Here is a 26812-nt window from a genome sequence, read left to right as displayed (position 1 = left end):
AATTTATCGCCGCATTCTATCGCACAAAGGTTATTCTGATTCCCTTAGGATCGCCCTTAGCGAGGCGCGACATCCTAGAAAAATCTCAATGAAAATGGCATCACGATAGATAATCTCCTTCCTTCAGAGAGATTTAGTAGTCGTGGATACATTGTTGACTTTAATGATGAGCCTGTATCCATCCCTATTTTAGTGATTCCTAGTAAAGTCGACGATGGGGTTTCCCGAAAAGTTGCTCCTACAGCTACTGAAGTCCTTAGCGGTCACTTCAGAAATACACCCTTGGCATCCAAGGAAGGAGGGGGCATGATCCCAACGCCGATGAATGTTTTCTTGGAGAATAATCAAAGCTCAGTAGCACAGGTCCCCCCTCCTAAGCTAATCTGCAATTAGAGTCTGGCATTGGGGAGCACTGGTATGTTTAAGAACATATTGATTCCAACGGATCTCCATGATGGCCTCCCCAAACTCACCCACTACCTTGAGGCACTGCGAACCGCAGGTGCCCGCAAATTAATCTTTCTGCATGCCCGCCCCATCAACGAGGATGGGGATAAGCCTCGACTGCGGGAGGAAAAGCTGCAACAGGCGCGGGAGCGACTCAAAATTGACCCGACCACTGTGCCAGCGGATCTTAAAGCAGAGGTGATCATTGAAAACCGCCGCCCTGCCGATGCCATTCTGGACACCGTTGAAAAACATCAAATTGACTTGGTACTGGCTAGCCGTCCCCTCCGCAATCTATTGGATGAGAAACTCTTTGGCAGTACCACCATTGAAGTATTGCAACGGATTAAAGTCCCGGTCATGATTATGCGCCCGCACCTGTTGTGGGTGATGACCACTGCAGAACTGAATCTGCGCTGTCAAAATCTGTTTCGTCATCTCCTTGTTCCCTACGACCACAGCCCCTCAGCTCAGCACCTCGTCCAACAACTGCGGCAGGGTGCCCAACAGCCAGATCAAACGAGCATTGCTTCCCTAACGTTTTGCTGGATTATTAGTGATGCGGGTCAAAGGGAGCTGGGGATTGCTGAGGAACGCCCCAAAGCGGAAAAAATCCTGGCCCAGCTGAAGCAGGAATTCACTGGCTACGGCCTGAGGGTTGAAACAGAGATTCGCTTTGGCAATCCGGTTGTGGAAGCCCAGTTGGCAGCTAACTATCGCGACATCTATGGAATTGCGGTTTCCTCTAGTTCCGTTGGTAAGATTTGGGAATTATCAATCCCCAGCTTTGCCGGGGAAATCATTCGCCGTTGCGTCTTTCCTGTGATCTACTTTCCCCCCGCTGGTCGCTAACTGATTAAAGAATGGGGCAGCAAAACTACCCCAAGGGGTTGAATCGGGAGCCAAGACCTAGCTAATTGTCACTTCACGGGGTTCCTCAGGAGCGGCAGCCTTTGCTGCTTTTTGCTCCATCATTTCTGAGCGGGCTTCGGCAACCAAGTCCTGGAAAGACTCACTGGCTTCGGCGATCGCCGTCTGGGCTTTTTCATAGGCTTCAAACGCCCACATCAAACCTGATTTTGCCGCATTGCGAGCTTGCTCTGCCAAGTTGTGACCCGTCATTGAGTCCACAGCACCCACAACAGGAGCAACAGCAACAGCACCAACCCCAAGGGCAAGCACGGCGAGGGGTTCTAAACCAAGTAACAGGGCTTCAAACTCCATTCTGCGGCATCCTCCAAAGGAAAAGCAATGATGAGTACATCGCACCTATGATAGCAAAGGTGCAGGCAGGGCCATGTTCCTACTCGCTTAATCGCTCCACTAAAAATCCTATGCAGGGCTGAGCCAAAAGATTAGGAGAGCTTGAGGGCAGTACTGGGAACATCGTCCCAAGAGGCCACCGTACGCAAGCGCACTTGCCAACCGGCAGCTTTTTGTTCTGTTGTCAAGTTTTTCTCAAAGGACTGCACACACTCTTTCGCCTGTGCTTCATTACAACAGGCAATACAGGCATAAAGCAAGCCAGAAGGATCAATTTGCTCGCTCACCCAAATCGTCATCATCGCTCACTCCTTGGTGCACTTTGCCGATTTCACAGAACTATCTACAGCCTAGGCGAAATACAGCGAGATCGTCAGCCTTTCTTAACAGCACTTTAATAAAGCTGCCAATGCTGCCAGTAGTTGCTCAATGTGCCCAGGGGTGTGATCGGCTCTTAGGGTGATGCGCAGGCGACTAAAGGGCACAGTCGGTGGCCGTACCGCCGCCACCCAACATCCCGCCTCTTGTAATTCCTGACCCCATTGGAGGACGGTGGCTGGATCGGGAGCAGGGAGGCAAAAGATGGGGGTCGGTAGGGGACGGGGCAAAACCGGGCAGCCCAATGCTTGCAGTCCTTTTTCTAGTTGTTGAATGCGGTCCCCTAGGGCTTGGCGCAGGGAAGGATCTGTTTGGAGTTGCTCAAGGGCAGCAAGGGCAGCAGCAGCGTCCGCCGGTGAAAGGCCAGTGCTATAGATCCATGTGCTGGCACGGTGTTGCAGATAGGTGATCAGGGCTTGGCAGCCGGCAATGTATCCCCCTAAACTGCCAAGGGCTTTGCTGAGGGTACCCATTTGAATGATGGTCGGGCTAGATTGCCCCAAGGCGGCTAAGGTACCAGCACCATTGGTTCCCAACACCCCTGTGCCGTGGGCATCGTCCACTAGCACCATTGCTGTATAGGCCTCGGCTAGCGCTAGTATCTTCGCTAGGGGGGCAACATCCCCATCCATACTGAAGACACCATCGGTGAGGATGAGACAACGGCGGTATTGGGAGCGATGGGTCTCTAGGAGTTGAGCAAGGGCGGCGACATTGTTATGGGGGTATTCATAGAAGGTAGCGTGACTGAGGCGGGCGCCTTTTTTGAGACAGGCATGGTTGTAGGCATCCCCAAGCACCAAGTCCCGTTGATCCACAAGGGCAGCAATGGTGCCAAGATTGGCCGCCGTACCGGAACTGAAGACCAAGGCAGCTTCTGTACCTTTCCACTGGGCGATCGCCCGCTCGAGTTGTGCATGGAGGTGACGCTGACCACTGAGCAGGCGAGAGCCTGTGGCTCCGGTTCCCCACTGTTGAATGGCTGCAATGGCGGCGGCTTTCACCTGCGGGTGGTTGGCCAGACCTAGATAGTCATTGCTGCAAAAGTTAATCAATGGACGGGGCGGCTCTCCCACACTCACTACTGCCGCCGGTGTGCCACTGAGAAGGGGCTGGCGATACCAATGGGCACGGTGCAGGGCATCTAGGGCAGGGTCTAGCCAGTCAAAGGGATCACGCATTCGAGAATATTTGAGGGAGAGTTGACAAAGTCTAAACCAAGCGGTGGTCTAAACCAATACGTGGCGGGGCGATCGCGGGGGACGGAGTTTATTACCATTCTGTTGGTAGCGTCCATTCAATGGCTCAAGGTGCAGCCGATAACCAACGTTGCGCACGGTTTGAATCAAACGCGGCTGCTGCGGATCCACTTCGATTTTCTTACGCAAAGATAAAATATGTGTATCGACGGTGCGCGGGTTATCAATGTTCTCTGGCCAAGCCCGTCGCAGCAACTCCTGACGACTCAAAGGGGTGCCCCCCATTTGGGTGAGGACATAGAGCAAGCTAAATTCCTGCGGTGTTAAGTCCACTGGGACATTGCGTACTACCACTCGCCGCTGCACCAAATCTATTTGTAACTCACCTAGGTTCAAGATACTGGGTAAACAGGCGCGTGCTCGCCGTGCCAAGGCCTCGACGCGGGCAAGAAACTCCTGCATTCCAAAGGGCTTGGCCAAATAATCATCGGCCCCTGCCCGCAGCGCCGTCACCACATCCGCTTCATCCTCACGGGCGGAAAGGACTAAGATCAGAACGGGGCTTTGATGGTGGAGCCAGCGGCATAATTCCAAGCCATTCCCCTCATTTGAGTCTAGATCGAGAACGACCAAATCGGGATGCCGCAGTTGAAACACCTCCTGTCCCTGTTGACAGCCACTGGCAAGATGAACAATGTGCCCCACTTGTTGCAGGTGCCAACCAAGGAGGGAACGCAGGTGGGGGTTACTTTCAATAATTTCAATGTGCATCAACATGAATAGATCCGCACAACGGGATGTCGTTCTACATTTTTGGGAGAGTTTGGCAGAAGGTGGAACAGAATGGCAGTATCTGAATCAATTGGATGCTAATCTAGCAAATCTAATACCTATCATTTCGTAACGAATAATACTTTAGGGTTTTTTCTTGTTCCCGCCATAGAAAATTCTTACCCCTCCTCTGGTGACAAAATTCTAGTGACAATTCTAGTGACAAAATGGAAGTGGGGTTTCTCAACAAGGGATATGGCTGTGCCCATTCTCAGCCTCCTAGGGGCTGATGGTTCACGACAGCAAATTCAACTGGGGCGCGATCGCCTGATCATTGGTACTGACCCCCAAAGCCAAGTGATTCTCGTCGGCGAGGGGATTTCCCGCCACCATGCCTTGATTCTTGCCACCGAAACGGGCTACCAAGTGGTGGATCTCGGGAGCGCCAGCGGCACTTTTTTGAATGGCACGAAGCTGCAGCCACGTACCCCTGTGGTTCTCAAGGCGGGCGATCGCCTAAAAATTGGTGACTTTGAAGCCATTTTCGATCCAGATGGCAGGGCAACAACGGCACTGCCGGGTACAGTGGTGATGGGGGCTGCAAGTACGCCAATTTTACAGGTGGCGACGCCTCACTGGTTGCAGGAGTTTCCGCTGCTCAAGGAGGAACTGATTCTCGGTCGGGATCCGAAGGCGGACATTATCCTTGACCATCCCTTTGTGTCCTTTCACCATGCCAAGCTGGTGCGATCGGGAGATCACTACAAAATCATTGACTTGGGCAGCAAGAATGGCCTTCACTGGCGCGGCACAACGATTAGCGAACATATCTTGGCACCGGGAGATGTCATTCATGTGGGGGAATCTCTGCGCCTCACATATCTGTTGATGCCGGCCACCCAGGTTGTTGAGCAAACTCGCCCCCTCCAACTGCGCGATCGCCAGCAGGTTCGGATTGGCCGCGATCCCAGCAATGATATGGTGCTGGATCATCCCGTTGTCTCACGGTTCCACGCTCGCCTCTATCTGCAAGAAGGACAGTGGTACCTCGTCGATCTTGAGTCCGCCAATGGCACCTTTGTCAACAATCGGCGCCTTGAACCCCGCAAACCTGTAGTCTTGCCAACGGGCGCCCTGGTGCGCATTGGTCCCTACAGTTCTGTTTTTACCCCCGACGAAACCATTGTTCCCCACAATGACAGTGGTAACCTGCGCCTCGATGCTATCCACCTCAGCAAAACCACTGCTAAGGGGGCGAAGCTCCTTCAAGATATTTCTCTGTCAATTTTGCCCCGCGAGTTTGTGGCAATTGTTGGTGGCAGTGGTGCCGGTAAATCAACGCTGCTCGATGCCCTCAGTGGTTTCCGTCCTGCCACGAGGGGCACGGTACTGGTCAATGGCTACGATCTGTACCGCTCCTTTGGAACATACCGCACCCAGATTGGCTATGTGCCTCAGGATGACATTATCCACCGAGAGTTAACGGTGGCTCAAGCCCTAGATTATGCAGCACGACTGCGCCTACCCGCTGATTTTACTGATCAAGAGCGACAGGAACAGGTGAACCAGGTGCTGGCGGAGTTGGAGTTGACAGCGCAGCGGCATGTCCTTGTCAAGGAACTGAGTGGTGGTCAGCGCAAGCGGGTGTCGATTGGTGTGGAATTGCTCACCCGCCCCAGTTTGTTTTTCTTGGATGAGGCCACGTCTGGCTTGGATCCGGGCACGGAAACCCAAATGATGCGGCTGTTGCGCCAGTTGGCGGATCAGGGGCGAACGATTTTACTCATTACCCATGCCACTAAGAATGTGATGCTCTGCGATTTGGTCGTGTTTTTGGCGCGGGGCGGCCACCTTGCCTATTTTGGGCCGCCGGATCAAGCCCTCAGCTATTTTGATGTTCAAGATTTTGATGAAATTTACCTCAAGATTGAGAGCGAACCGAATCCAGCCCTATGGCAGCAACGCTATTGCCAGTCTCATCTGTATCAAACCTATGTGGTGGAGCGACAGCGTCCCCTCAATGTGGATACAGAGGCCACGCGACAGGTCCAACCCCAACGTCAAAAAGCAACGATTCCCCGAGTGGCACCATGGCGGCAGTGGTGGATTCTCATCCAGCGAAACTTGGCCATTTTGCGCCAGGATCGGGCGGCCCTCATTCTCATGCTCTCTTTGGCGCCGATTTTGGCAGCCTTGGATTTTGTCCTCTGGAAGCCAACGATTCTTGATCCAGATCAGGGGGATGCCGGGCAGGCATTTACGATGGCCTTTGTCACGGTGCTCATCGCCGTGATGGTGGGCAGCCTAGCCACGATGCGCGAAATTGTTAAGGAACTGGAGATCTATCGCCGTGAGCGGATGGTGGGGTTGGGGCTGTGGCCCTATATTTTTTCAAAGCTTGGCCCAGCAGTGGTTCTGGCACTATACCAAGCCGCCATTTTTTTGGGGATGAAGTTTTTGGCAATCCATCTTAGCCTCGGTATTGGGGCGATCGCTGGCCTTTACTTGACACTATTTCTCGTGACCTTTGGTGGCATGGTCATGGGGTTGCTGGTTTCTGCCCTCTCCCCCACTCAGACGGTGGCTCCTCTACTGACAATTCTTTTTTTGGTGCCGCAGATTACCTTTGCCGGTGCCATTATTCCCCTCAAGGATCTAGGGCCAGTGGGCAATTGGATCAGCGATGTCACCTTGACCCGCTGGAGCTATGCCAATGTCGTTTCCCTCTTGGGCTTTGGTCAGGATGTGGCCCAAGATCCCTGCTGGCAGCAACCAAAGTCACTACGGGAGAAGCTCAGTCCTGAAGCGTTGGCCCAGTGTCCCTGCTTTGGCGAGAACCTCTTCCGGCGTTGCCGCTTTCCGGGGGTGCGCAAGGAGTACCACCCCGCTGTGGATGAACCAGAACCCCCCCAACCTGCGGAACCGGGTGATCCCCCAGCACTACCCAAGTCCGTTTTAGAGTTTAATCAGGCCTATCGCGATCGCGTCGAGGCGTACAATCAACAGGTCAAAGACTATCAGAGAGCCATGGATCGCTGGCAAGACCAATTTGCCCTCTGGAAAGAGCAGCGGGGGCGGGCGATCGCTAGCGGTGAAGCCCTCATTGATCGCTTTTGGAGTCTTCAGGGGCAGACCTTCAACGCCAATGTTACTGCCAATCAGCTGCGCTTAGGGGGCATTATTGCCCTGATGCTGGGACTAGTGGGGGTCTTTCAAAAGCGTAAGGATGTGCTTTAGTCTCGACAATAGGGTTACCGTTTCAGCAGCGGATGGGTCCCGAGGCCAGCACGGCTCTTTGAACCATTTTTCCAACCCTGAGCATCCCTGAGGCAAGGCAGAGCTGATACCGAGGGCAAAGCCAACCGCAAAGGCCCCAACAGGGCACAAAAAATAGCACTTACCAAACAACCCGCTGACTGTGCTAAACAGTTTGGCCGCCTTCTGGCTCCTCATCTCCTGAGGCTCAAGTATTAGGCTGCTAAGTGGGCAAGGGCTCGGCTCATTGCCCCTAAGGCCATATCAATCTCGGTAGCACTGACAATGAGAGGAGGGACAAAGCGCACCACCTTCGGGCCCGCCGGCACCAGCAATAGTCCCTCCGCAAGGGCAGCTTTGACGACTTCAGCAGCGGTGAGAGGGGTGTCGGGTTGGAGTTCAAGACCGTTGATCAGCCCCCAGCCGCGCACCTCGGCAATGACTTGGGGATAGGCCGCTGCCAGCTCCTGTAGTCCTGTGCGCAGTTGCTGCCCGCGATCGCGCACATTTTCGAGAAGATTCTCTTTTTCAAGGGTTTCACAAACGGTGAGGGCGGCTGCTGTGGCTAAGGGGTTACCGCCAAAGGTACTGGCATGATCCCCCGGCTGAAAGACGGCACAAAACTCCTTGGCAATCATGGCACCAATGGGAACGCCCCCGGCAAGGCCTTTGGCGGAGGTAAAAATATCCGGTTCGACACCGAGGGTTTCATAGCCCCACAGTGACCCCGTGCGACCCATGCCCACTTGCACTTCATCAAAAATTAGGAGAATCCCTTTTTCTGTGCAGAGTTGGCGTACCTGCTCAAAGTAGGCGCGATCGCCGGGCCGGACTCCCCCTTCCCCCTGCAAAGGCTCCAAAAGAATGGCTGCCACCTGGGGTTGTGGTTGATCCAAGGAGGCCACGAGGGCTTCTAGGGCACCTAAGTCGTTGTAGGGCACATAGGCAAAGCCGGGCACCAAGGGGTCAAAGTATTTCTGGTATTTCGGTTGCCCCGTAGCAGTAATCGTGGCCAGGGTGCGTCCGTGGAAGCTGGCCTGTGCCGTAATGATGATTGGGTTAGCAATGTGGCGAACGGTATGGGCATATTTACGGGCCAGTTTAATGGCAGCTTCATTGGCTTCAGCACCAGAATTGCAGAAAAAGACGCGATCGCCACAGGAGTGAGCCACCAACCACTGGGCCAATGCCCCCTGTTGGGGAATGTAATACAGATTCGAGACATGGTGCAGCGTTTGCATTTGCCGGCTGACCGTCTCCACTAAGGCTGGATGGGCATGACCGAGGGTACAGGTGGCAATTCCCGCCACAAAGTCCAGATAGCTGCGGCCTTGATCATCCCAAACCCGACAGCCTTCACCGCGCACCAGAGTAATTGGAAAGCGGCCATAGGTGCTCATCACCACTTGGTCAAAGGCATCGGTACTGAAGGATGGCAGGGGAGCAGCAAGCATTGACTCTGGACCCAACGCAAAAACTTTCTGCTATCTTAGCATCTCCCCCTCACTGGGTCAGGGCAATTGGGGCTCTCCCTAGGATTAGTGCTTATTGACCCTTAAGGATGGGTTCGGTACACTACACCTAGTATTCAGCCATTGAGTCCTGGCCCTATGGTGCAAAATCCTCCCCGTCCTCAAAGCAGTTTCCCCACCACAGCCCCCACAGCCTACCCCGTGTTTTACCGTACCTACAGCCGCCAAAATGAAGCAGGCGAGCGGGAGAGCTGGCAACAGGTGTGCGATCGCACCCTCAAAGGCCTACAGGAAGTGGGACACCTCACCGAAGCAGAGGTGGCACTCCTCAGAGAAATGCAGGAGGCGCTGAAGGCACTGCCCTCTGGCCGTTGGCTGTGGGTCGGCGGCACTGATTGGGTACGCCAGCCGGAGAACTTTTCCGGTGCCTACAACTGCACCAGCACCAATGTCGTGGATTGGGATTCCTTTGGCCTAATGATGGACTTGGCCATGCAGGGCTGCGGCACGGGAGCGATTCTGGAGCCCAAATACATCTCCCAGTTACCCGCCATTTGCAATCGCCTAGAGGTCACCGTTGTCGGCGAAATTGGCCAAACCCCCAGGGAAGCGCGTCAAGAGCACACCACCGTCACACTCACAGGCCAGACCTGCCAGATCAAAGTGGGGGATAGCCGCCAAGGCTGGGTAAAGTCTTACCAAACCCTTCTTGAACTAGCCAGCAACCCGCACCTCGGTGGTTTAGTTCAGGTCACGATTGACATCCGTGATGTGCGTCCGACGGGTGAGCGACTCAAGGGGTTTGGGGGAGTGGCCAATCCAGTAAAGCTGCCACACCTCTACCATCGCTGTGCTGCCCTGTTAAATGCCGCAGTGGGTCGGCAGTTGACCTCTGTGGAGTGCTGTCTGCTGATTGATGAGGCAGCCGTTGTCGTCGTTGCGGGTAATGTGAGGCGATCGGCGGGCATGCGTCAGGGCGCTAGTGAGGATGAAGCCTTTGCCCAGGCCAAGCAAAACCTCTGGCAGCAGGATGCGCAGGGCAATTGGCGCATTGATCCCAAGCGGGATGCTCTGCGAATGGCCAACCATACCCGCGTCTTCCACAGGAAGCCTAGTCTGGAAGAATGTATCAATGCGGTGCGCAGTCAGTTCTATTCTGGAGAAGGCGCTATTCAATGGGCAGGGGAGGCGATCGCCCGCGCCAACGCCGATCTTCTAACCACACCCCATCTGAAGCAGGCCTTTCTCCGTGCCTATGAAAATCAACAGGGGGAGGCCTTTTTGCGGCAACTGTTGCCTGCCATGGATCAGCGGGAGCTTGCCCATCGCCTGGGGCGCTATGGCCTTAATCCCTGTGGAGAAATTATTGGTGCAGATTTTCACTGTAACCTTGCGGAAATTCACCTTAACCAGATTGATCCGGCGGATACAGCCACCCAAGAAAAAGCCTTCAAAGCCGGTGCTCTCTCCGTTGCTGCCCTGTTAAACCATCGGTTTGTTGTTGAGCGCTATCAATACTCCCGTGCCATTGATCCCATTGTTGGCGTCAGCTTTACGGGACTCTTCGATTTCTTTGTCCATGCCTTTGGTGTGCCCTGGCTGGAATGGTGGGCCGCAGGACGCCCCGATACACCCCAAGGGCGTCAATTCAAAAACCAGGAAGCAGCCTTCCTCCAACGCTGGCGGCAGATTGTTCATGAGACCGTTTGGCAGTATTGCGATCGCCATGGCCTCAAGCGCCCCAATCGCTGTACCACTGTCCAACCCTCCGGTACCAAATCCCTGCTAACGGGTGCCTCCCCCGGTTGGCATCCCCCAAAGGCCCAACGCTTTATTCGGCGGATTACCTTCCGCAAAGGCGACCCAGTGGCGATGGCTTGCTATGACTATGGCTACAATGTCATCCCCTCCCAGTCCGACAAGGATGAGACGGGTAAGCTTCTGGATGATCCCTTTGATCCGCGCTGTACCGAGTGGCTGGTGGAAATTCCCGTTGCTGTCTCTTGGGCAGATCTGGCGGGGGCAGACACAATTGATGTTAGCCAGTTTTCTGCCCTGGCGCAGTTTGACTTCTATATGCAGGTGCAGCAACACTACACCACTCACAACACCAGTGCCACCATTGAGCTACGGGAAGCTGAAGTGGAACCCCTTGCCACAGCAATTTACACAGCGATTCAGCAGGATCAAGGGTATATTTCTGCAGCACTCTTGGCACGCTTTGATGCCCATGAAACCTTTCCCCGTCTGCCCTTTGAACCCATTAGCAAAGAACGCTATGAGCAGGAAATTGCTGCCGTTGCTCGGCGCAAGCGGGTCAATGATTTCCATGAAGCCCTCTCCCGCTATAGGCAACCCCTGTGGGAGGCAGGGCCAGCCGGCTGTGACTCCGATCAGTGTCTGATGTCCTAGGGGAATGGGGGCAACCTCGCCCCTCTATTTAGGCAACTTTGTAAACCAGTTCTTCTTGGCGCGATCGAGTTGACCTTGAACAAACCCCGAGACCATACTAAAGTCTGCCCCAGAAATGTCGGCACTAGTAAAGTTTGCGCCTGAGATCGAGGCATCGTGTAGTTTTGCCCCCTTCAAATTTGCCCTCTCAAAGTTGGCTTGCACCAGATAGGCACCGCAGAGATTGGCATCATGCAGGTTTGCTCCCTGAAAATTGGCTTCCCGCAATACAGCATTGGCGAGAATGCAGCCTTTCAAATCTGCATTGGTAAAATTAGCATTGGCAAAGTTAGCCCCCGACAGATCCGCATTGCGCAGGACAACGTTGGAGAGATCGACATCGATAAAATCTCGCTCTCCCCGTTTATAGGCTGTGAGAAGTTGTGCCGCTGTCATCCGTGGTGTGACTTTAGGGCGGAGGTGTTGACCGGGGCCAGTTCCGACAACTGGTGGGCCTCCCAATTGGGTCCCTGTCATCCGTGATTGACGCACTCGCGCCGCTTGGGCATTTTGGCTCACCGATGAGGCATAACTGGAGCGCTTAGGTGCTCCGGGAACCCGGGGGCGGCCTTGGCTCGGCGGAGTTGAAAGGGCACTGCTGAGGTCATCATCCTCTGTCGAAGTCGTAGGGACAGCCACAGCAGCTCCTTGATTGGACTCAAGTAGTTGCAGATCCGCAAGGACATCCATGGCGGTTTGGTAGCGATCCTTAACCGCATCCTGGAGCATTTTGTTGAGGAGAGCAGCAAACTGAGGGGAAATATTTTTGACGTGCCGCTGCCAATGCCATTCGCCCGTGCGTGGATCTCGTTCAATCTCCTTAGGGGATTTGCCCGTGAGGAGATAAACACAGGTGACACCAAGGGCGTAAATATCGCTGGCATAGATGGGACGCATGGCCATTTGTTCTGGTGGCGCATACATTGGCGTTCCCACTGCAAAGCTCGTGAATGTAGAGAGTTCCGGTGCGTTTTCCACCATTGCTTGGGTAACTTTGTCTTTGACTGCACCAAAGTCAATGAGCACCAGCTTCTTGTCAATATCACGACGGATCAAGTTGGCGGGCTTAATGTCGCGGTGAATGACACCATTTTTGTGTAGGTAATCAAGGATAGGCAGCACTTCCTGCAAAACCTGCTTTACCTCTTCTTCGCTTTTGGGGCCAAAGCGCTTGACCTCCTGTTGCAGGGTAAGGCCACCCACGTATTCTTGGATCAGGTAAAATTCATTTTCATTTTCAAGGTAGCCGAGCAGCCGAGGCAATTGTGGGTGATTGCCAACTTTACCCAAGGTTGTGGCTTCCCGCAAAAAGAGTTCCCGTGCCATGGTCAAGATATGGGGAGCGGTGGCGGCGGGTCGCAACTGTTTAATCACACAAGTGGGATTGCCGGGGAGTTTTGTATCAACAGCTAAAAAGGTGGTACCAAACCCTCCTCGCCCTAGCACTTTGATTGCCCTGTATTGATCATTCAGCAAAAGTTTGCTGCCACAGGCTTGGCAAATATCTAAACCGTCTGGATTATCTGGCTTGGGACAGTTCGGATTTAGGCAGTAACTCATAAGCAGGCAAGGGGATGAACGGCACGTTCAATAAGGAGGGAACGGAGATAAGGTAATCTGTTTCAAGTGAAAGCTTACAGGAATGTGCCCTCACCGCTAGCATGACTCAGTAGTTTCCACAGGATGACTCCCTAGTTTTAAGATACTGTTTTTTTTTGCCTCACCGTATCGGTGAAATTACGGAAGTTTGACAAGCAGAGTTTAACTGTCCTGAGGATCTCCCAACCTTGTGAAAAGAGCACTTGTTATGATGATACAAGAGTAGCACTTTATCCTCCCTGGTGTGGCTTTGACTATGACCCCGCTTGTGACAACTCGTCCTAAGGACTCCCTGTGCGATCGCCAGCAGGTTTTGGCATGGCTGACGGAGAATGTGCCAGCACCCCGACTACAACATATCCTGCGGGTAGAAACGATGGCAGCGGAGCTCGCCCTACACCACGGCTTAGATGTGGATCGCGCGGCTTGGGCTGGGTTACTGCATGATTTGGCAAAGTACTTTCCCCCAGAGCGGTTGTTAAGTATGGCCCGGGAGGCGGGGCTACCCATTACAGAGGTGGATGCAGCCGATCCCCACTTGCTCCATGCTGATGTCAGTGCTTTGGTGGCACGGCAACAATTTGGTGTGACTGATGAGCAGGTCTTAGCAGCCATCGCCAATCACACCTTGGGTCAAGCCGGAATGGATGCCTTGAGTTGTGTCGTGTTTCTCGCGGATAGCTTGGAGCCGGGGCGGGGTCAGACAGTGGAGCTTGAGGAATTGCGCAAGGTGGCTCACCAAAATTTACAGGAGGCGGTTTGGCGAGTGTGCGATCGCACGCTGTTGTGGCTGATTGATCAGCATCGCCTCATTCATCCACGGATGATCCTCACCCGCAATTGGGCAATGCAGGTGGCACCAGCGAAGCCGAAAAAGAGCGAAAAGAAAGGTACCACCAAGGTTTAGAGGCATTGCTAACTTAGATTGCTAACCTAGAAAGTAGGTTTGATCTTGGAGTTGCCCTATGAGCACCGCTGCAGCAACGGCTGTTCCTGGTATTCTCTCAGCTGAATTTGTTCAGGAAACACTTGCTTTAACCCGTCGCCTGTTTATCCAACTGCAACGGCGCCCTTCAACACTGGTGGCGGGGGTAGTACAGCCCTTGATTTGGCTAGTCCTCTTTGGTGCCCTCTTCCAGAATGTGCCGCAGGGTCTCTTTGGCGAGAGTACGAATTATGGTCAGTTTCTCTGCGCCGGCATTATTGTCTTTACCGCCTTTAGTGGTGCCCTTAATGCGGGGTTGCCGGTGATGTTTGACCGTGAATTTGGGTTTTTGAATCGGCTGTTGGTGGCACCCTTGGCCTCGCGGTTTTCAATTGTTCTTGCTTCGGCGTTATTTATTACCACCCTCAGTCTGATTCAGGTGGGGGCGATCGCCAGCTTAGGGGTACTCCTAGGAACGGGGCTGCCGAATTTAGCAGGTATTGGGGTTGTCTTGGCGACGGTGCTGATTTTGGTTTTTGGTGTAACGGCTCTGAGCCTCGGTCTGACCTTTGCCTTGCCGGGACACATCGAATTGTTGGCCGTTATTTTTGTCATCAACCTACCGTTACTCTTTGCCAGTACTGCCTTGGTGCCCCTGTCGTTTATGCCCCGCTGGTTGCAGTGGATTGCCAGCCTCAACCCCCTCAGTTTGGCCATTGAACCCATTCGCTATGTCTATCTGCATCCCGATTGGCGGTTGAGCGATGTGGTGATGGTGGCTCCTTGGGGGTCCCTGAGCTTGGGAGCGGCACTGCTCATCCTTTTGGCTGTCGCCCTCGGAATGAGTCTACTGATCCAACCGCTATTACGGCGCCGCTTGGCCTAGACTACCCGCAATGTGAAGCCTTGGGTACACCACTCCCGCACATCCAAGCAAAATTCATTCCCTTCCGGTTCACCGCTGAGATCCCCTAACAGACCAAGAACCAAGGCAAGACTCTCCTCACCAGAAATTCGGAGGGGCTCTGAATGGCTGGGATGGCCACTCAGTTGACTAAAACGGTTCAGAGGACGGGGGCTGCTGATGATAAAGACCTTCAGCCATTGGCAAGGGCGATTCAGCGTCCAAGTATAGAGGGGAATATTCAAGCCGGGGGCAACCGTCAGCTGCCACGACTGCGCTTGTAGCGGAAGCAGGAGAATCCCCTGACTGCTATCCCAGGCAAAGGCGACAATGTTGAGGGGGCGATCGCCATAGTTGTAGAGGCTCCAGCGGCAAGTATCTCCCTTGGCCAAGGTGAGGGGGCTGTGTAAATTCATGGCGGGCAGCTTGGTGCTCAGGACATCTGCAAGGGGCTTGGGACTGCGGGGGGGAGATTGGCGGCTCAAGAGTTTTGCTGTTGGCGATAGTTGTTCAAGAGTTGTACACACAGCCACCTGACTGGAGGTGGGATTGAGCGTTAGTGTCAGCCATTTTTGCGCCAGGAGGGCATTCAGTAGGGGGTTCAAGCGACGGATACCGGCTTTGGCGGCTTCATTGCTACCACTGCAACTATGTTCCAACAACGTCCCTACTGGCCACTCCAGCCCATAACTGCCCGCTGTCTCGCTCTTGGTGAGAACCACATCCGGCAGGGAGTCACTGCTGTTGAGGACGGCAACTTTTTCTTCATTGGCCAGGGCATTGATGGCATCCACGCGCTCAATTTTGCTGAGGTTGGTGTCGAGGGCCACCTGCAGATGGAGATTTTTCCCTAAACGCCGCTGTTGTTCGTAGAGGCGATCGCCCACTTGCAGAGGCTGACTGCTGACTCCTTGGGCCATCAGGCCATTAAAACTCGCTATGTCAACCACGGTGCCCCCATCGGCCGTGCTCCAGCGACTGTGGGGATGACAGTAGGCCAACAGCCAAGGACTGAGGCCGCCACACCAGATTTGCAGGGAGCGATCGCGCCCTGTTCCTTGCACTACACCATCAAATCCAGGGGAGAGGGTGAAGTGCGCCGCTAACCCGTCACTCACCAGACGCATTTCTGCCCCCGTTTGCCAGCGCAGCTCATCGGCGGTGTACATCAGGCTCGTTGCCAAGGGGCGATCGCCCCCCAAAGCCGCTAAATAATGGCTAAAACTAGCCGTAAAGAGTCCCATAGGGACACCATTCAGGTGGGTTTCTACCCCCAAATCAGCCCAGAGGAGATGATCTTTGGGAACTTGGCCTGCACCACGGGTCTCTCCAGAGGGCAACGGGACAAATCGCCAACGCAACATCTCCCCTTCAATGGGGGGCGGGCTAAAGCGGGTGTCAAGCCATACCTGTGCCCCTTTGGTACGCAGTAATTCAGCAAGAGGTAAGATGCCCTCACCGGATCTTGTGGCATCGGCGAAAACCAGCGCTGGTTGTTGCTGCCAGACGGTGCCATAGCCACTAAAGTAAACCAAAAGGGGCTGACCAGAGTGCTCCAGCACCCCTAGGGTTTCTTGGACAGCATCCAGGGTTGCCGCCTGTTCTGTCAGTAGTGTAATGTCACTGTCCGCCAGCCCCCATCCGTCTAACAACAGGTTTTTCACTAGCTGAACATCCGTCAGACAACCCGCTAAGGGGGGCACACCCGCCAACTGGGGATAGTGGTTAATGCCAATCAGGAGTACTCGCCACGGACGAGGAGAGTCTGCTAAGGAGCCGCCTGCCGTTTGCCAAACCCACGGCATCAGTGTCAGTGCCGCAGCACCATACAAAAAAGAACGACGGCTTAACCTCATGCCTTACCTCCCAACAGGCCCATCCTCAGGTTAGAGCACAGGCACGACAACACTGATGAATTAGGACTAGTTCTATTCTCAAAGGTTGTGGACTCAATTAGGCCCACAGCGAGCATAAAACATCAATTTTTCCTAAGGGTCTTCCCCCCCCCACAATGAAGCAGACGCGCTGGCTAATCGTTGTCCCATGATCAGCCATGGGCTCCAAATTGCGAATCAGCGGCAGTAGGATCAAGCGCAGTTTCACCGGCTCTTGGGGATTCAAAGGGGCGCAAAGTCGCCCATAAAGACGTGGGTAGTCAGCATCGACGGCATCATCACCGTTGGCTAAGGTTAGTCCCGCCTCAGGATCAAAATTGGCAATCAAAATCGGCAATGGCGGAGCGGGCTGCCGATAGCAACAGTGGTACTCTCTCGAACATCAAGCGGATGTCCTCAAGGTATGGTGCGGGGGTACCGTAGCAGCGTTTGAGCAGCACAGCCAATTTCAAGGGCATCATCGCCGATGAGCTCTAGATCGCAACAGAAGTGGGAAAGCATGATCAAGAATCGCAGATCCTCCGCCACGGGGATTTACAACGTCAGCAGGGCGATCGCCGGGCGATTGAGTTCTTGAGCACCGCGGTTAATGTCTTGTTCCCTTTGGATCAACTGCTCAACACGAGGAGATTTCGCTCCATCAGGCCACCATAGGCCAGTTGATAGAGACTTTCCACCCGTGCCCCTAATCGCCGCAAGTCACTGCGCAAACGTTGTAGTTGCCCTTGAAAATGGGTGGCCACAGTTTCAGGCATCCACCCTTGCTCAAATAATTGTGCTCCCTAGTGTGCCAAAAAATGGAGTGAGTTGTGCCTTGGGCGAAGCGGTAATCAATGATGTATAAAATATAGGCATTTTGATTCTTGCATCCACTGGCGCGATCGCAACAGCACCGCGCAGCTGTATTGCCCTTAACTTCCACGATCTCAATGGTTGGCTATCTCATTTCCCTTGGTATTTTCACTGCCACCTTTGCCCTCTTTAGCTTGGGGCTGAATTTGCACTGGGGTTATACGGGGCTAATTAACTTTGGCCATGTCGGCTTTTTGGCCATTGGTTCCTACACCACGATTTTGTTGGGGATTGCTGGCGTGCCGATGTTCTTTGCCGTCCTTGCTGGGGTGGTGCTGGCCATGGGACTGGGCTTTTTAATGGGGATGGCTACGCTACGACTGCGGGAAGATTACCTGGCAATTGTGACCATCGGCATGGCGGAAATTGTCCGCTTGATTGCCCTCAATGAGGATTGGCTAACCCGAGGGGGTCGGGGGGTGTATGGGTTTCCACTGCCCCTTGCTCAGTTTAATCCCAATATACCGACCAAGCTGGGGATGATTGCTCTCTTTTGGGCGGTGGTGGCGGGGGCTGGATGGCAGTGGTGGCAATGGTTACAGCGGCAGTATGGGCGATCGCACCCCCGCTGGTTACTCCCTAGCTATGCAACTTTGTTGATTGCCGGTAGCCTTAGCCTTTGGGCAACGTTACTGCCTTTGAGCTTGGGAGGGGGAATTGCCATTTTGCCTCTTGTGTTGACACTGGTGACCCTGGGTGGGGCGATCGCTCTCCTGAGCAACTATTGCCCTCCAGAAAGACGAGCGGTGTTTCCCATTGCCCTGAATACCTTGGCTGCTGCCTTGGTTGGTCTTGTGGTCAAAGCCCTTACCCTTGGTCTGTGGGAGTTCAGTTACCGGGCTGGGCTATTGTGGCTGTTGGTCTTGGTTTTAGCCTTGGTGGTGTGGCAGTTAGAGCGTTGGATTCATTCCCCCTGGGGACGGGTACTCAAAGCAATCCGCGAAGATGAGGAGGTGGCCAAAGCGCTCGGCAAGAATGTCTTTGCCTACAAAATGCAATCGCTGCTGTTGGGGGGAGCGATCGCGGCAGTGGCAGGGTCGTTTTATGCCTGGCAGCTCACATTCATTAACCCCGATGGCTTTGTCTCTCTGATTACATTTCAGGCGTGGACAATTGTGGTTTTGGGGGGGGCAGGCAACAACATGGGACCTCTCCTCGGTGCTGCCCTCTTTTGGGCCTACACTGCACTGACCCGCTTTATTCCCCTGGATGGCGGTCGCTTAGAGGCCCTGCGGATGATGCTCATTGGCCTTGTCCTCATTCTCTTGATGATGTGGCGACCCCAAGGTATTTTGGGCAAAAAGGAGGAACTCAGCCTTGGTCGATGAACCTTCTCTCGCGCCCATCTCTAGCGGTGTCAGTCCAGTCTTACCCTCAGACCTCCTCGTGGCCACAGGACTATGCAAAAGTTTTGATGGCATTCGGGCCGTAGACCATGTGGAAATTCGGGTTAGCCGTGGCAGCATTACCGGTCTCATTGGTCCCAACGGTGCCGGCAAAACCACCCTATTCAACCTCTTGTGCAACTTCCTTACACCCGACCAAGGCCGTGTGATTTTTGATGGTGTCCCCATTAGCCATCTGCCAACCTACCAAGTTGCCCTTCAGGGACTCCTGCGCACCTTCCAAGTGCCGCGGGTACTCTCACGCCTATCAGTTCTCGAAAATATGCTCTTGGCAGCCCCTCTGCAAACTGGGGAGAAGTTGTGGAATACCTGGCTTCAACCCCGGCGTGTCCGCCAAGAGGAACAGGAACTGCGGCAACGGGCGTGGGCAATTTTAGAGTCTGTGGGGCTAGCAGCCAAAGCCAATGACTATGCGGGTGCATTATCGGGGGGGCAGCGAAAACTCCTTGAAATGGCGCGAGTCATGATGCACCGTCCCCGCATGGTACTCCTCGATGAGCCAGCCGCCGGCGTTAATCCGACCTTGATCAACCAAATTTGTGGGCATATTGTGCGCTGGAATCAAGAGGGCGTGACATTTCTCATTATTGAACATAATATGGACGTGGTCATGTCCCTGTGTCAGCATATTTGGGTCCTAGCGGAGGGGAAAAATCTTGTTGACGGTCCCCCAAGTGAGATTCAAACCAATCCTGAGGTCTTGAGGGCTTACCTCGGACAATAACTCTTTTTTGGTAGATTAATCATCTGCAAAAGTCTTCAGGCTTAGGAGGCACTTTTGCTCTTTTTGTTTTTTCATTGTTCATCACGCTGATCTATGTTCTGGAATTGACAATACCATCACCTTTTCAACAACCTGTATTTATAGCAACTCCAACAAAGAATGAAACATTAGGCGGCACAATCATTAATTGCCAATCACCTCATCATTTGCTACCCTACTTGACATAGGAGACAAGGCGCTCTTGTAAATCGAGGCTATAGCTCGTGTTCTTTCAGGATATTCAGGACTCTTCAAGGGTTATCTATTTCTCTCTGGAATATTTCACTATCTTTCGAAATAGCCATATAAGCTGTTTCAGCTCCTGATCAATTTCCCATCAATTTAGTGATAGGCGGTGGGGCGATCGCCTTTTTTACTGTCCTAACCGTCCCCGACGGGCAAAATTTTTGACAACACTGTTTATGACACCCACCTTACTAAGTGCCTGATACGTGATTCTCGCCTCTATTGTTACTTGAAACTCATTTTTTTCGCTTTTAGGGACAGCCCTTTTTGCAGGAATGGCACACACTCAACACCCTGAAGGCCAATCAGGAATAGTCACGGATCAGCGCCAAGGAAGGACAGCGCTGCTGATCCAATTGCTGAAGATATTGGCGATTCTGGTAGTACTTACGGCGCAGTCGTGCAAGAACTTGCAGCCGCTCTGGTATGACATCGGCAATATCGTCAATCTCAGTGTTGCTATTGATGAGTGGCAGATAGCGGCGCAGGTCTTCAGTGGCCGGAGATTCACTTAAAATCAAGGCAACAATTTCCTGCCAAGACTGCAGGAGGTAGCGACATTCCTTTTCAATGGTAATGCGCTCAAGGGCAGCGGCGGCGGCCTCGATAACTAGTTTGGGGCGATCGAGACCGCTGGCAGTAGTCTCATCTAAATGTAGGAGCGGAGTGATCAAAGAAGCGTCTTCTGCTTCATCAAGGCGATCAAAAAGATGGCTAACCAAATCCAAGTCCGTCAGTTGTGTTCCCGCCTCGGTGGGTGAATGCAGTGGCCACTCGGCGTTATAGGGATCATCGGGGTCAGGCCGGCCGCCACAGTGTTCTTCTTCAACGGCCAAGATCTGCCGCCACAGCCAACGGTGGTGGGAGAGGCTAAATTCAATATCCCGTGCTTGCAACGTTTGCCGAATCAGAGGGCGATATTCGCCACGGTGGAGGTAGAGGCGCAGTAGCTGTTCTTCCGCTGCTTGACGCAAATTATAGTCCGCTGGACGCTGCCATTTTTGCGATCGCCCCGGCCAGCGGTACCCCCGCACCTGTTGCCGCAGCGCCTCTTCAAGATGGAGTGTCAAACGACTATCGTGGCGTCCCAATAGCTCAGCACAGTGGTGAATGTAGTGGCTGCGCAGGGTGGCGTTGGGAAGCTTGGCCAAAAGTTCACTGAGGGCTTGGCTGGCTTGCTGAAATTGATCCCCCTGCTCAAGATCGTACTGCTGCACAAGGGTCTGGATTTGCCAGTCCAGCCAAAGGGGAGCTTGATCCAACAGGGTTTGGTAGGCTGCCCGCCGTGCCGCCAAGGTCGCCTCATCCACTGTGAAAAAGTCCGCCGCATCCTTACCCGCTGGCAAGGTGAGAATCCGCAGTCGCAGATCCCCCCGATAGACCAAATCCGCAGCCTCGCCAATGGCGCGATCGGCAGCCCGCTGTCCCGCCTTATCTGCATCAAAGTTGAGGATAATTTGCTTTGACTCGGTGTAGCGCAGTAGCAACTTAATTTGGGCTTGACTGAGGGCAGTTCCTAAACTAGCTACCGTCTGGGGAAACCCCGCTTGGTGTAGGGCCATAACATCAAAGTAGCCCTCAACCACAATGGCTTGATCTGTTTGAGCGATCGCTTGACGCGCTTTATCAAGACCAAAGAGTAACTGCCCCTTGTTAAAAATGGGGGTTTCTGGGGAGTTAAGATACTTCGGCTCCTCATTGCTGAGAGTCCGACCGCCAAAGCCCACCACCCGTCCTTGGGTATCCATAATCGGGATTATCAGGCGATCGCGAAAGCGGTCATAGTAGCGGTCCCCTGTCCGCTGAGGCATAATCAAGCCCGCCTGCTCGACTAAAGCAGCAGGATATCCCTTTTGTTCCACAAGGTAAGTGTAGAGTACTTGCCAACCTGCAGGGGCATAGCCTAAGCGAAACTGTTGGATGGTTTCTTCCTTGAGGTGGCGCTGCCGCTGCAAATAGTCTTGAGCCGCTTGACCAATGGGCTGCCGCAGGGCGTGTTCATAGAAACTGGTGGCGATCGCCAGAATCTCATAGAGCTGCTCTTGCAAAGACAGCCGCGCCTGTAGTGCCTGCTTTTGCTCACTATCAAGGGTGCGCACTGGAATCTGATGGCGTTGGGCAAGGTCGAGGACCACCTCAGCAAAGGAGCGCTTTTGCAACTCCATCAGAAACTTAATCGCATTGCCCCCGGCACCACAGCCAAAACAGTAGTAAAAACCCTTGAGGGGGCTGACCGTAAAACTGGGGGTTTTCTCCTCATGAAACGGACAACAGCCCACGTATTCACGCCCGCGCTTGCGTAGAACAACGTGCTCGGCCACCACATCAACAATGTTGACCGCTTGGCGCACAGCCTCAATCGTATCGGGGTGTAGGCGAGGAATGTCCATAGATTATTTAGGTTAGCCGATCCCCCAAGGGAAATATTCGCCTCTGGAAAATTCAAGGATTCCTAAGCATGTTGCAAGCGCTTAACTCAGGCGGTCAAGGGCCATTGACCTTCGCTAGGATGTTGACGGTGCCCTTGTTAGAGTCAGAGGCAGGCTTTGAAGCCACAACCGTTCACATAGGGAGCAAGTATTCATGAGTAGCAGCCGCAAACGACTGGGGGTGTTCACCAGTGGCGGAGATTGCCCAGGTCTAAATACGGCTATCCGTGCCATTGTTGCCCATGCCACCCTAAGTTACGGTTGGGAAGTGCTTGGTATTCTTCACGCCACCCAGGGGCTAATTGAGCGGAAGGCGATCCCCCTCAATGCAGAAGGCCTTGGGGGCATGGATGTCCTGCTCAACATGGGGGGAACCATTCTTGGGGCGATTAATAAGGGGGATACCCTTGGCCATGCCGATGAAGTGATTGCCGGGTACTATGAATTGGGCTTGGATGCCCTCATTGCCATTTGTGGCGATGGCAGCCTAAGGATTCTACATCAACTGGCGCAAAAGGGAAACTGGAATTTCCTGGCAATCCCGAAAACCATTGATAATGATGTCGCCTTGACCGATCGCGCCATTGGCTTTGATACCGCTGTCAACACTGTTGTCGAAGCTCTGAATCGAATTACCTCCACCGCCGCTAGCCATGATCGTGTGTTTGTGGTGGAAGTGATGGGGCGCACCGCTGGTCACTTGGCTCTCTACTCGGGCATTGCCGGAGGTGCTGACATTATCCTGATTCCAGAAATTCCCTACTCCATTGAAGGCATTTGCCAGCACCTGCAGAAGTTGCGCGATCGCTGGGGACGTCAGTTTGCCCTCATCGTCGTTGCTGAAGGCTCCAAGCAACTAGAAGAAGACGCCAACCATCCTCGTCATTGCAGTATTGGCCAGTATATTGCCGATAAAATTGCCCAGCACAGTCCCATCCCCATTGAGCTCCGGGTTTCAGTGTTGGGGCATATTCAGCGGGGGGGCGCCCCGATGGCCATGGATCGGCTGCTGGCAGCAGGTATGGGCAATACCGCTGTAGATTTGGCAGCTCAAGGGACCTTTGGCCGCATGGTGGCGTGGCAGGCAGGGCAAGTGGTGACGGTGCCCATTGCCGATGTTGTTGCTAAATGCCCACGCCATGTGGATCCCAATAGCTTCTTGATTCGCACAGCTCAAGGATTGGGGATTTACGTTGGTGATAAGCCAATGCTGCCCTACGTAGATCCCACCCTCTGCCGTGATCAAGTGATTTGCGCGATCTAGAACCCCCTGAATCAGCAAACTAAGGACGACGCCGCAAGGGGTACGCCACTGAGGCTAAAAGCTCGCGCCTCGGTAATGCGGACACGCACCAGTTGCCCCCGTAGGGTCTCAATATCGCCAGGTAGGTACGTGAGGCGGTTACCATCGGTGCGACCATAGACTTGCTGCGCATCCTTGGGATTCACCCCCTCCACCAGCACGACCTCTTCCCGTCCGAGATAGCGTTGGGAGCGATCGCCAGCAATCTTAGCCACTAAATGATTCAGCCGTTGGAGGCGATCTTCTTTAATTGCTTCTGGCACTTGATTTTCCCACGTGGCCGCCGGTGTATTGGGTCGCGGAGAATAGGCCGCCGTATTCAGTTGGTCAAACCCCACCGCTGCCACCAGATCGAGGGTACGCTGGAATTGTTCTTCCGTTTCACCGGGAAAACCAACAATCGCATCCGCACTAATGGCCGCATCGGGCATATAGCGGCGAATCGTTTCAATGATGTGCAAATAGCGCTCGCGAGTATAGCCCCGTGCCATTGCCTTGAGAATCTCGTTATCTCCCGACTGAAAAGGAATGTGGAAATGCTTACACACCTTGGGCAGTTCGGCACAAGCCCGAATCAATCGCTCCGTAAAATAACGGGGATGACTGGTGGCAAAGCGAATCCGTTCAATCCCAGCAACATCATGGATGTAATAAAGCAAATCGGTAAACGTGTGCTGTCGCCGGCCCTCTGGGGTAATTCCCGGCAAATCACGACCGTAGGCATCAATGTTTTGGCCAAGGAGTGTCACTTCCTTATAGCCTTGAGCGGCCAGCTCCTCAATTTCAGCACGGATTGCCTCGGGGCGGCGGGATTGCTCTTGTCCCCGTACCCCCGGCACCACACAGTAGGTACAGCGTTCATTACAGCCATAAATCACGTTAACCCAAGCGGTAACCGTACTATCGCGCCGGGGTTTGGTAATGTCCTCAACAATCTGCAGCGGCTCTGTGGCCACCACTTGGCTGCCATTCCACACCTGCTCAAGCAGCTCACCAAGGCGATTGGCATACTGTGGCCCCATCACCAGATCCACTTCAGGAACTCGCCGCAGCAGTTGCTCCCCCTCCTGTTGAGCGACACAACCAGCAACAATCAGCGTTAGGTTGGGATCTTGATGCTTGCGCTTAGCCTGCCGCCCCAGGTAGGAATAGAGCTTTTGCTCGGCGTTGTCGCGAATTGTGCAGGTGTTGTAGAGCAAGACATCGGCTTCATCCGGTTCGGCGGCCAATTCCAGGCCCATGGCCTCCAGGATCCCGGCCATGCGCTCGGAGTCAGCTTTATTCATTTGGCAGCCAAAGGTGGTGATGTAGTAGCGGCGTGGCATTCCCTTGAAGTGTCTCTACACGTCGGTCACATCATTGGTGGGATTTGTGTTACTAGCACTACCCTCTTCAGGGGGAGCAGCCACTTTAACCATGGCATGGCGCAACACGCGATCGCCTAGCATGTACCCCCGTTTGAGTTCTTCGATCACTGTGCCTTCAGGATGTTCATTCGTTGCTTCCCGCAGCACAGCCTCGTGGAGATTGGGATCAAAAGGCTTGCCTTTGGCCTGCATCGCCGAAACGCCAATGCGCTTGAGGCACTCCACTAGTTGCTTGTAAACCCCCTGATAGCTGCGGTGAATTTTTTCTTCCGCCTCTGTTTCCGTTTGAATGTGGGTGCGGGCGAGCTCAAAGCTATCCACCACAGGCAGTAAATCAGCAATGACACTGCATTTAATCTGTAGCTCTAGCTCCTCTTTTTCCCGCTGGGTGCGTTTGCGGAAGTTCTCAAAGTCAGCAGCAAGGCGGATATATTGACTATTGCGCTCCTCCACCACCTGCGAAAGACTAGCCTTGGCAGCTTCAAGAGCAGCAATCTGCTCTAACAAGTCCGCTGCATTCGCAGAAGTTGCCTCAGATGCTTGGTCCTCTTCGCCCGGGGTGGCTTCTGCAGGATTCTCAACATTCTCAACAGGAGTGTTCTCAACTTTGTCAACGGTATCAGGGGTATCAGGAGTAATTTCCCCTTCTTGGGCTTCAGCAGCGGGGTTGGTTACGGTTTGATCACTCATAGCTTGACTTAGGTTATGCCCTCTAGACTGTGGATTGTGCACCGCAGTGCGTTTAACTTATGCAATCGTTTTAGCCTATCATCTTATCCATTGTATCAACAGGGGCGAGGCATCCGTCTATTACGGACTTCTCTCCTACGACTCTTGTCACAACAAGGGGGCCACCTGCGGAACCGCCAGCCATTGAAAGGATTGTCACGGTCAACGCCGACCCAAGCAATCCAATGATTCGTATTGACTACAACGGCCCTATTCAGTCGGTAACTCCTCCCCAACCGTTGCCAGGAATCCCACCCCCAAGCAATATGGGGAGCGTTTAGGACTATCAGTACTATAGAGATTCCCCTATTCAGGAACTCGAAAATCTCTGGCACGCTGCCCCTCGTCAGGAGATCGCTGCTGCGGTATGATAACGAAAGGCTTCCACCTCATAACCGCTAAATCAATTTGTGTTTAGGAGAGTTTGCAATGACAACGGCTACCGCTACACCTGTTTTGGACTACCATAGCGATCGCTACAAGGATGCCTACAGCCGCATTAACGCCATTGTCATTGAAGGTGAACAGGAAGCTCACGATAACTATATCGATTTAGCCAAGCTGCTGCCACAACACCAAGAGGAACTCACCCGCCTTGCCAAGATGGAAGCTCGCCACAAAAAGGGGTTTGAGGCCTGTGGTCGCAACCTGAGCGTAACGCCAGATATGGAATTTGCCAAAGCCTTCTTTGAAAAACTGCGCGCTAACTTTCAGAGGGCTCTGGCGGAGGGAAAAACTGCGACTTGTCTTCTGATTCAAGCTTTGATCATCGAATCCTTTGCGATCGCGGCCTACAACATCTACATCCCAATGGCGGATCCTTTCGCCCGTAAAATTACTGAGAGTGTTGTTAAGGACGAATACAGCCACCTCAACTTTGGCGAAATCTGGCTCAAGGAACACTTTGAAAGCGTCAAAGGAGAGCTCGAAGAAGCCAATCGCGCCAATTTACCCTTGGTCTGGAAAATGCTCAACCAAGTGGAAGCAGATGCCAAAGTGCTCGGCATGGAAAAAGATGCCCTTGTGGAAGACTTCATGATTCAGTACAGTGGTGCCCTAGAAAATATCGGCTTTACCACCCGCGAAATTATGAAGATGTCAGTTTATGGCCTCACTGGGGCATAATGGTGGCTTAACGTATCGTTACATTTCAGTCAC

Annotated in this window: 21 protein-coding genes; 9 read left to right on the top strand and 12 right to left on the bottom strand. The window is 53.5% G+C overall.

Going from position 1 to position 26812, the window contains the following annotated elements; genetic code table 11:
- The first annotated feature begins 417 nt into the window (after positions 1-417).
- Positions 418-1299, top strand: a complete 882-nt coding sequence (locus tag TLL_RS06760; protein ID WP_011057174.1) for a universal stress protein — start codon at positions 418-420, stop codon at positions 1297-1299.
- Between the two features lie 57 nt (positions 1300-1356).
- Here TLL_RS06760 and TLL_RS06755 read toward each other — a convergent pair whose 3' ends face one another.
- The 4 genes from TLL_RS06755 to TLL_RS06740 all read right to left on the bottom strand — a co-directional run bounded on the left by TLL_RS06755 (position 1357) and on the right by TLL_RS06740 (position 4064).
- On the bottom strand, positions 1357-1671 hold the full coding sequence (locus TLL_RS06755) for a DUF5132 domain-containing protein (protein ID WP_164920853.1): 315 nt from the start codon (positions 1669-1671) through the stop codon (positions 1357-1359).
- A 131-nt stretch (positions 1672-1802) separates the two neighbouring features.
- Positions 1803-2009 carry a glycogen debranching protein gene (locus TLL_RS06750; protein WP_164921159.1) on the bottom strand — a complete coding sequence of 69 codons (207 nt, stop codon included), beginning with the start codon at positions 2007-2009 and terminating at the stop codon, positions 1803-1805.
- Between the two features lie 84 nt (positions 2010-2093).
- Positions 2094-3269: an 8-amino-7-oxononanoate synthase gene (bioF, locus tag TLL_RS06745; protein WP_011057171.1), complete on the bottom strand. Its 1176-nt coding sequence runs from the start codon at positions 3267-3269 to the stop codon at positions 2094-2096.
- A gap of 48 nt (positions 3270-3317) precedes the next feature.
- The gene (locus TLL_RS06740) at positions 3318-4064 is read right to left on the bottom strand and encodes a response regulator transcription factor (protein ID WP_011057170.1); all 747 of its coding nucleotides are present in this window, start codon (positions 4062-4064) and stop codon (positions 3318-3320) included.
- A gap of 249 nt (positions 4065-4313) precedes the next feature.
- Here TLL_RS06740 and TLL_RS06735 point away from each other — a divergent pair, with 249 nt between their 5' ends.
- Positions 4314-7295 carry an ABC transporter ATP-binding protein/permease gene (locus TLL_RS06735; RefSeq protein ID WP_164920852.1) on the top strand — a complete coding sequence of 994 codons (2982 nt, stop codon included), beginning with the start codon at positions 4314-4316 and terminating at the stop codon, positions 7293-7295.
- Between the two features lie 233 nt (positions 7296-7528).
- Here the strand turns inward: TLL_RS06735 and TLL_RS06730 are convergent, their stop codons facing one another.
- Positions 7529-8767, bottom strand: coding sequence for an aspartate aminotransferase family protein (locus tag TLL_RS06730; protein WP_011057168.1), 1239 nt, complete (start codon positions 8765-8767; stop codon positions 7529-7531).
- Positions 8768-8923: 156 nt separating this feature from the next.
- Here TLL_RS06730 and nrdJ point away from each other — a divergent pair, with 156 nt between their 5' ends.
- Positions 8924-11197: a ribonucleoside-triphosphate reductase, adenosylcobalamin-dependent gene (gene nrdJ / locus TLL_RS06725; RefSeq protein ID WP_011057167.1), complete on the top strand. Its 2274-nt coding sequence runs from the start codon at positions 8924-8926 to the stop codon at positions 11195-11197.
- Between the two features lie 24 nt (positions 11198-11221).
- Here the strand turns inward: nrdJ and TLL_RS06720 are convergent, their stop codons facing one another.
- The gene (locus tag TLL_RS06720; protein ID WP_011057166.1) at positions 11222-12796 is read right to left on the bottom strand and encodes a serine/threonine-protein kinase; all 1575 of its coding nucleotides are present in this window, start codon (positions 12794-12796) and stop codon (positions 11222-11224) included.
- Positions 12797-13091: 295 nt separating this feature from the next.
- Between TLL_RS06720 and yqeK the strand changes: the two genes are divergently transcribed.
- Positions 13092-13742, top strand: coding sequence for a bis(5'-nucleosyl)-tetraphosphatase (symmetrical) YqeK (yqeK, locus tag TLL_RS06715; protein ID WP_011057165.1), 651 nt, complete (start codon positions 13092-13094; stop codon positions 13740-13742).
- Positions 13743-13800: 58 nt separating this feature from the next.
- Positions 13801-14646 (top strand): ABC transporter permease, encoded by an 846-nt coding sequence (locus tag TLL_RS06710; protein WP_011057164.1) that lies wholly within the window; start codon positions 13801-13803, stop codon positions 14644-14646.
- Here the strand turns inward: TLL_RS06710 and TLL_RS06705 are convergent.
- From TLL_RS06705 to TLL_RS06695, 3 genes are all read right to left on the bottom strand, one after another.
- On the bottom strand, positions 14643-16520 hold the full coding sequence (locus TLL_RS06705; protein ID WP_011057163.1) for a caspase family protein: 1878 nt from the start codon (positions 16518-16520) through the stop codon (positions 14643-14645). The two genes, TLL_RS06710 and TLL_RS06705, sit on opposite strands and share 4 nt — an antisense overlap.
- Before the next feature lie 97 nt (positions 16521-16617).
- A complete protein-coding gene (locus tag TLL_RS06700) occupies positions 16618-16896 on the bottom strand; it encodes a PhoU domain-containing protein (RefSeq protein WP_164920851.1) in 279 nt (92 codons plus the stop codon).
- A 271-nt stretch (positions 16897-17167) separates the two neighbouring features.
- Positions 17168-17314: a hypothetical protein gene (locus TLL_RS06695; protein ID WP_164920850.1), complete on the bottom strand. Its 147-nt coding sequence runs from the start codon at positions 17312-17314 to the stop codon at positions 17168-17170.
- 174 nt (positions 17315-17488) lie between these two features.
- Between TLL_RS06695 and TLL_RS06690 the strand changes: the two genes are divergently transcribed.
- Positions 17489-18739, top strand: a complete 1251-nt coding sequence (locus tag TLL_RS06690) for a branched-chain amino acid ABC transporter permease (RefSeq protein WP_011057159.1) — start codon at positions 17489-17491, stop codon at positions 18737-18739.
- 58 nt (positions 18740-18797) lie between these two features.
- Positions 18798-19541, top strand: coding sequence for an ABC transporter ATP-binding protein (locus tag TLL_RS06685; RefSeq protein ID WP_011057158.1), 744 nt, complete (start codon positions 18798-18800; stop codon positions 19539-19541).
- A gap of 590 nt (positions 19542-20131) precedes the next feature.
- Here the strand turns inward: TLL_RS06685 and dnaG are convergent.
- The gene (gene dnaG / locus TLL_RS06680) at positions 20132-22216 is read right to left on the bottom strand and encodes a DNA primase (protein ID WP_011057157.1); all 2085 of its coding nucleotides are present in this window, start codon (positions 22214-22216) and stop codon (positions 20132-20134) included.
- Positions 22217-22409: 193 nt separating this feature from the next.
- Here dnaG and TLL_RS06675 point away from each other — a divergent pair, with 193 nt between their 5' ends.
- Entirely contained in the window at positions 22410-23519 is a 1110-nt protein-coding gene (locus TLL_RS06675; protein WP_011057156.1) for an ATP-dependent 6-phosphofructokinase, read from the top strand.
- Between the two features lie 11 nt (positions 23520-23530).
- On the opposite strand, the gene miaB is transcribed toward TLL_RS06675, so the two are convergent.
- Together miaB and grpE are read right to left on the bottom strand one after the other, a co-directional pair.
- Entirely contained in the window at positions 23531-24883 is a 1353-nt protein-coding gene (gene miaB, locus TLL_RS06670; RefSeq protein WP_011057155.1) for a tRNA (N6-isopentenyl adenosine(37)-C2)-methylthiotransferase MiaB, read from the bottom strand.
- A 15-nt stretch (positions 24884-24898) separates the two neighbouring features.
- Positions 24899-25615, bottom strand: a complete 717-nt coding sequence (gene grpE / locus TLL_RS06665; RefSeq protein WP_232018351.1) for a nucleotide exchange factor GrpE — start codon at positions 25613-25615, stop codon at positions 24899-24901.
- Between the two features lie 468 nt (positions 25616-26083).
- On the opposite strand from grpE, the gene TLL_RS06660 reads away from it, so the two are divergent.
- On the top strand, positions 26084-26779 hold the full coding sequence (locus tag TLL_RS06660) for an aldehyde oxygenase (deformylating) (protein ID WP_011057153.1): 696 nt from the start codon (positions 26084-26086) through the stop codon (positions 26777-26779).
- Positions 26780-26812: the final 33 nt, after the last annotated feature.

Source organism: Thermosynechococcus vestitus BP-1 (assembly GCF_000011345.1).
GTDB classification, from domain to species: domain Bacteria; phylum Cyanobacteriota; class Cyanobacteriia; order Thermosynechococcales; family Thermosynechococcaceae; genus Thermosynechococcus; species Thermosynechococcus vestitus.
The sequence above is the reverse complement of the archived record's forward strand: the minus strand, read 5'-3'. Positions and strand labels throughout refer to the sequence as shown.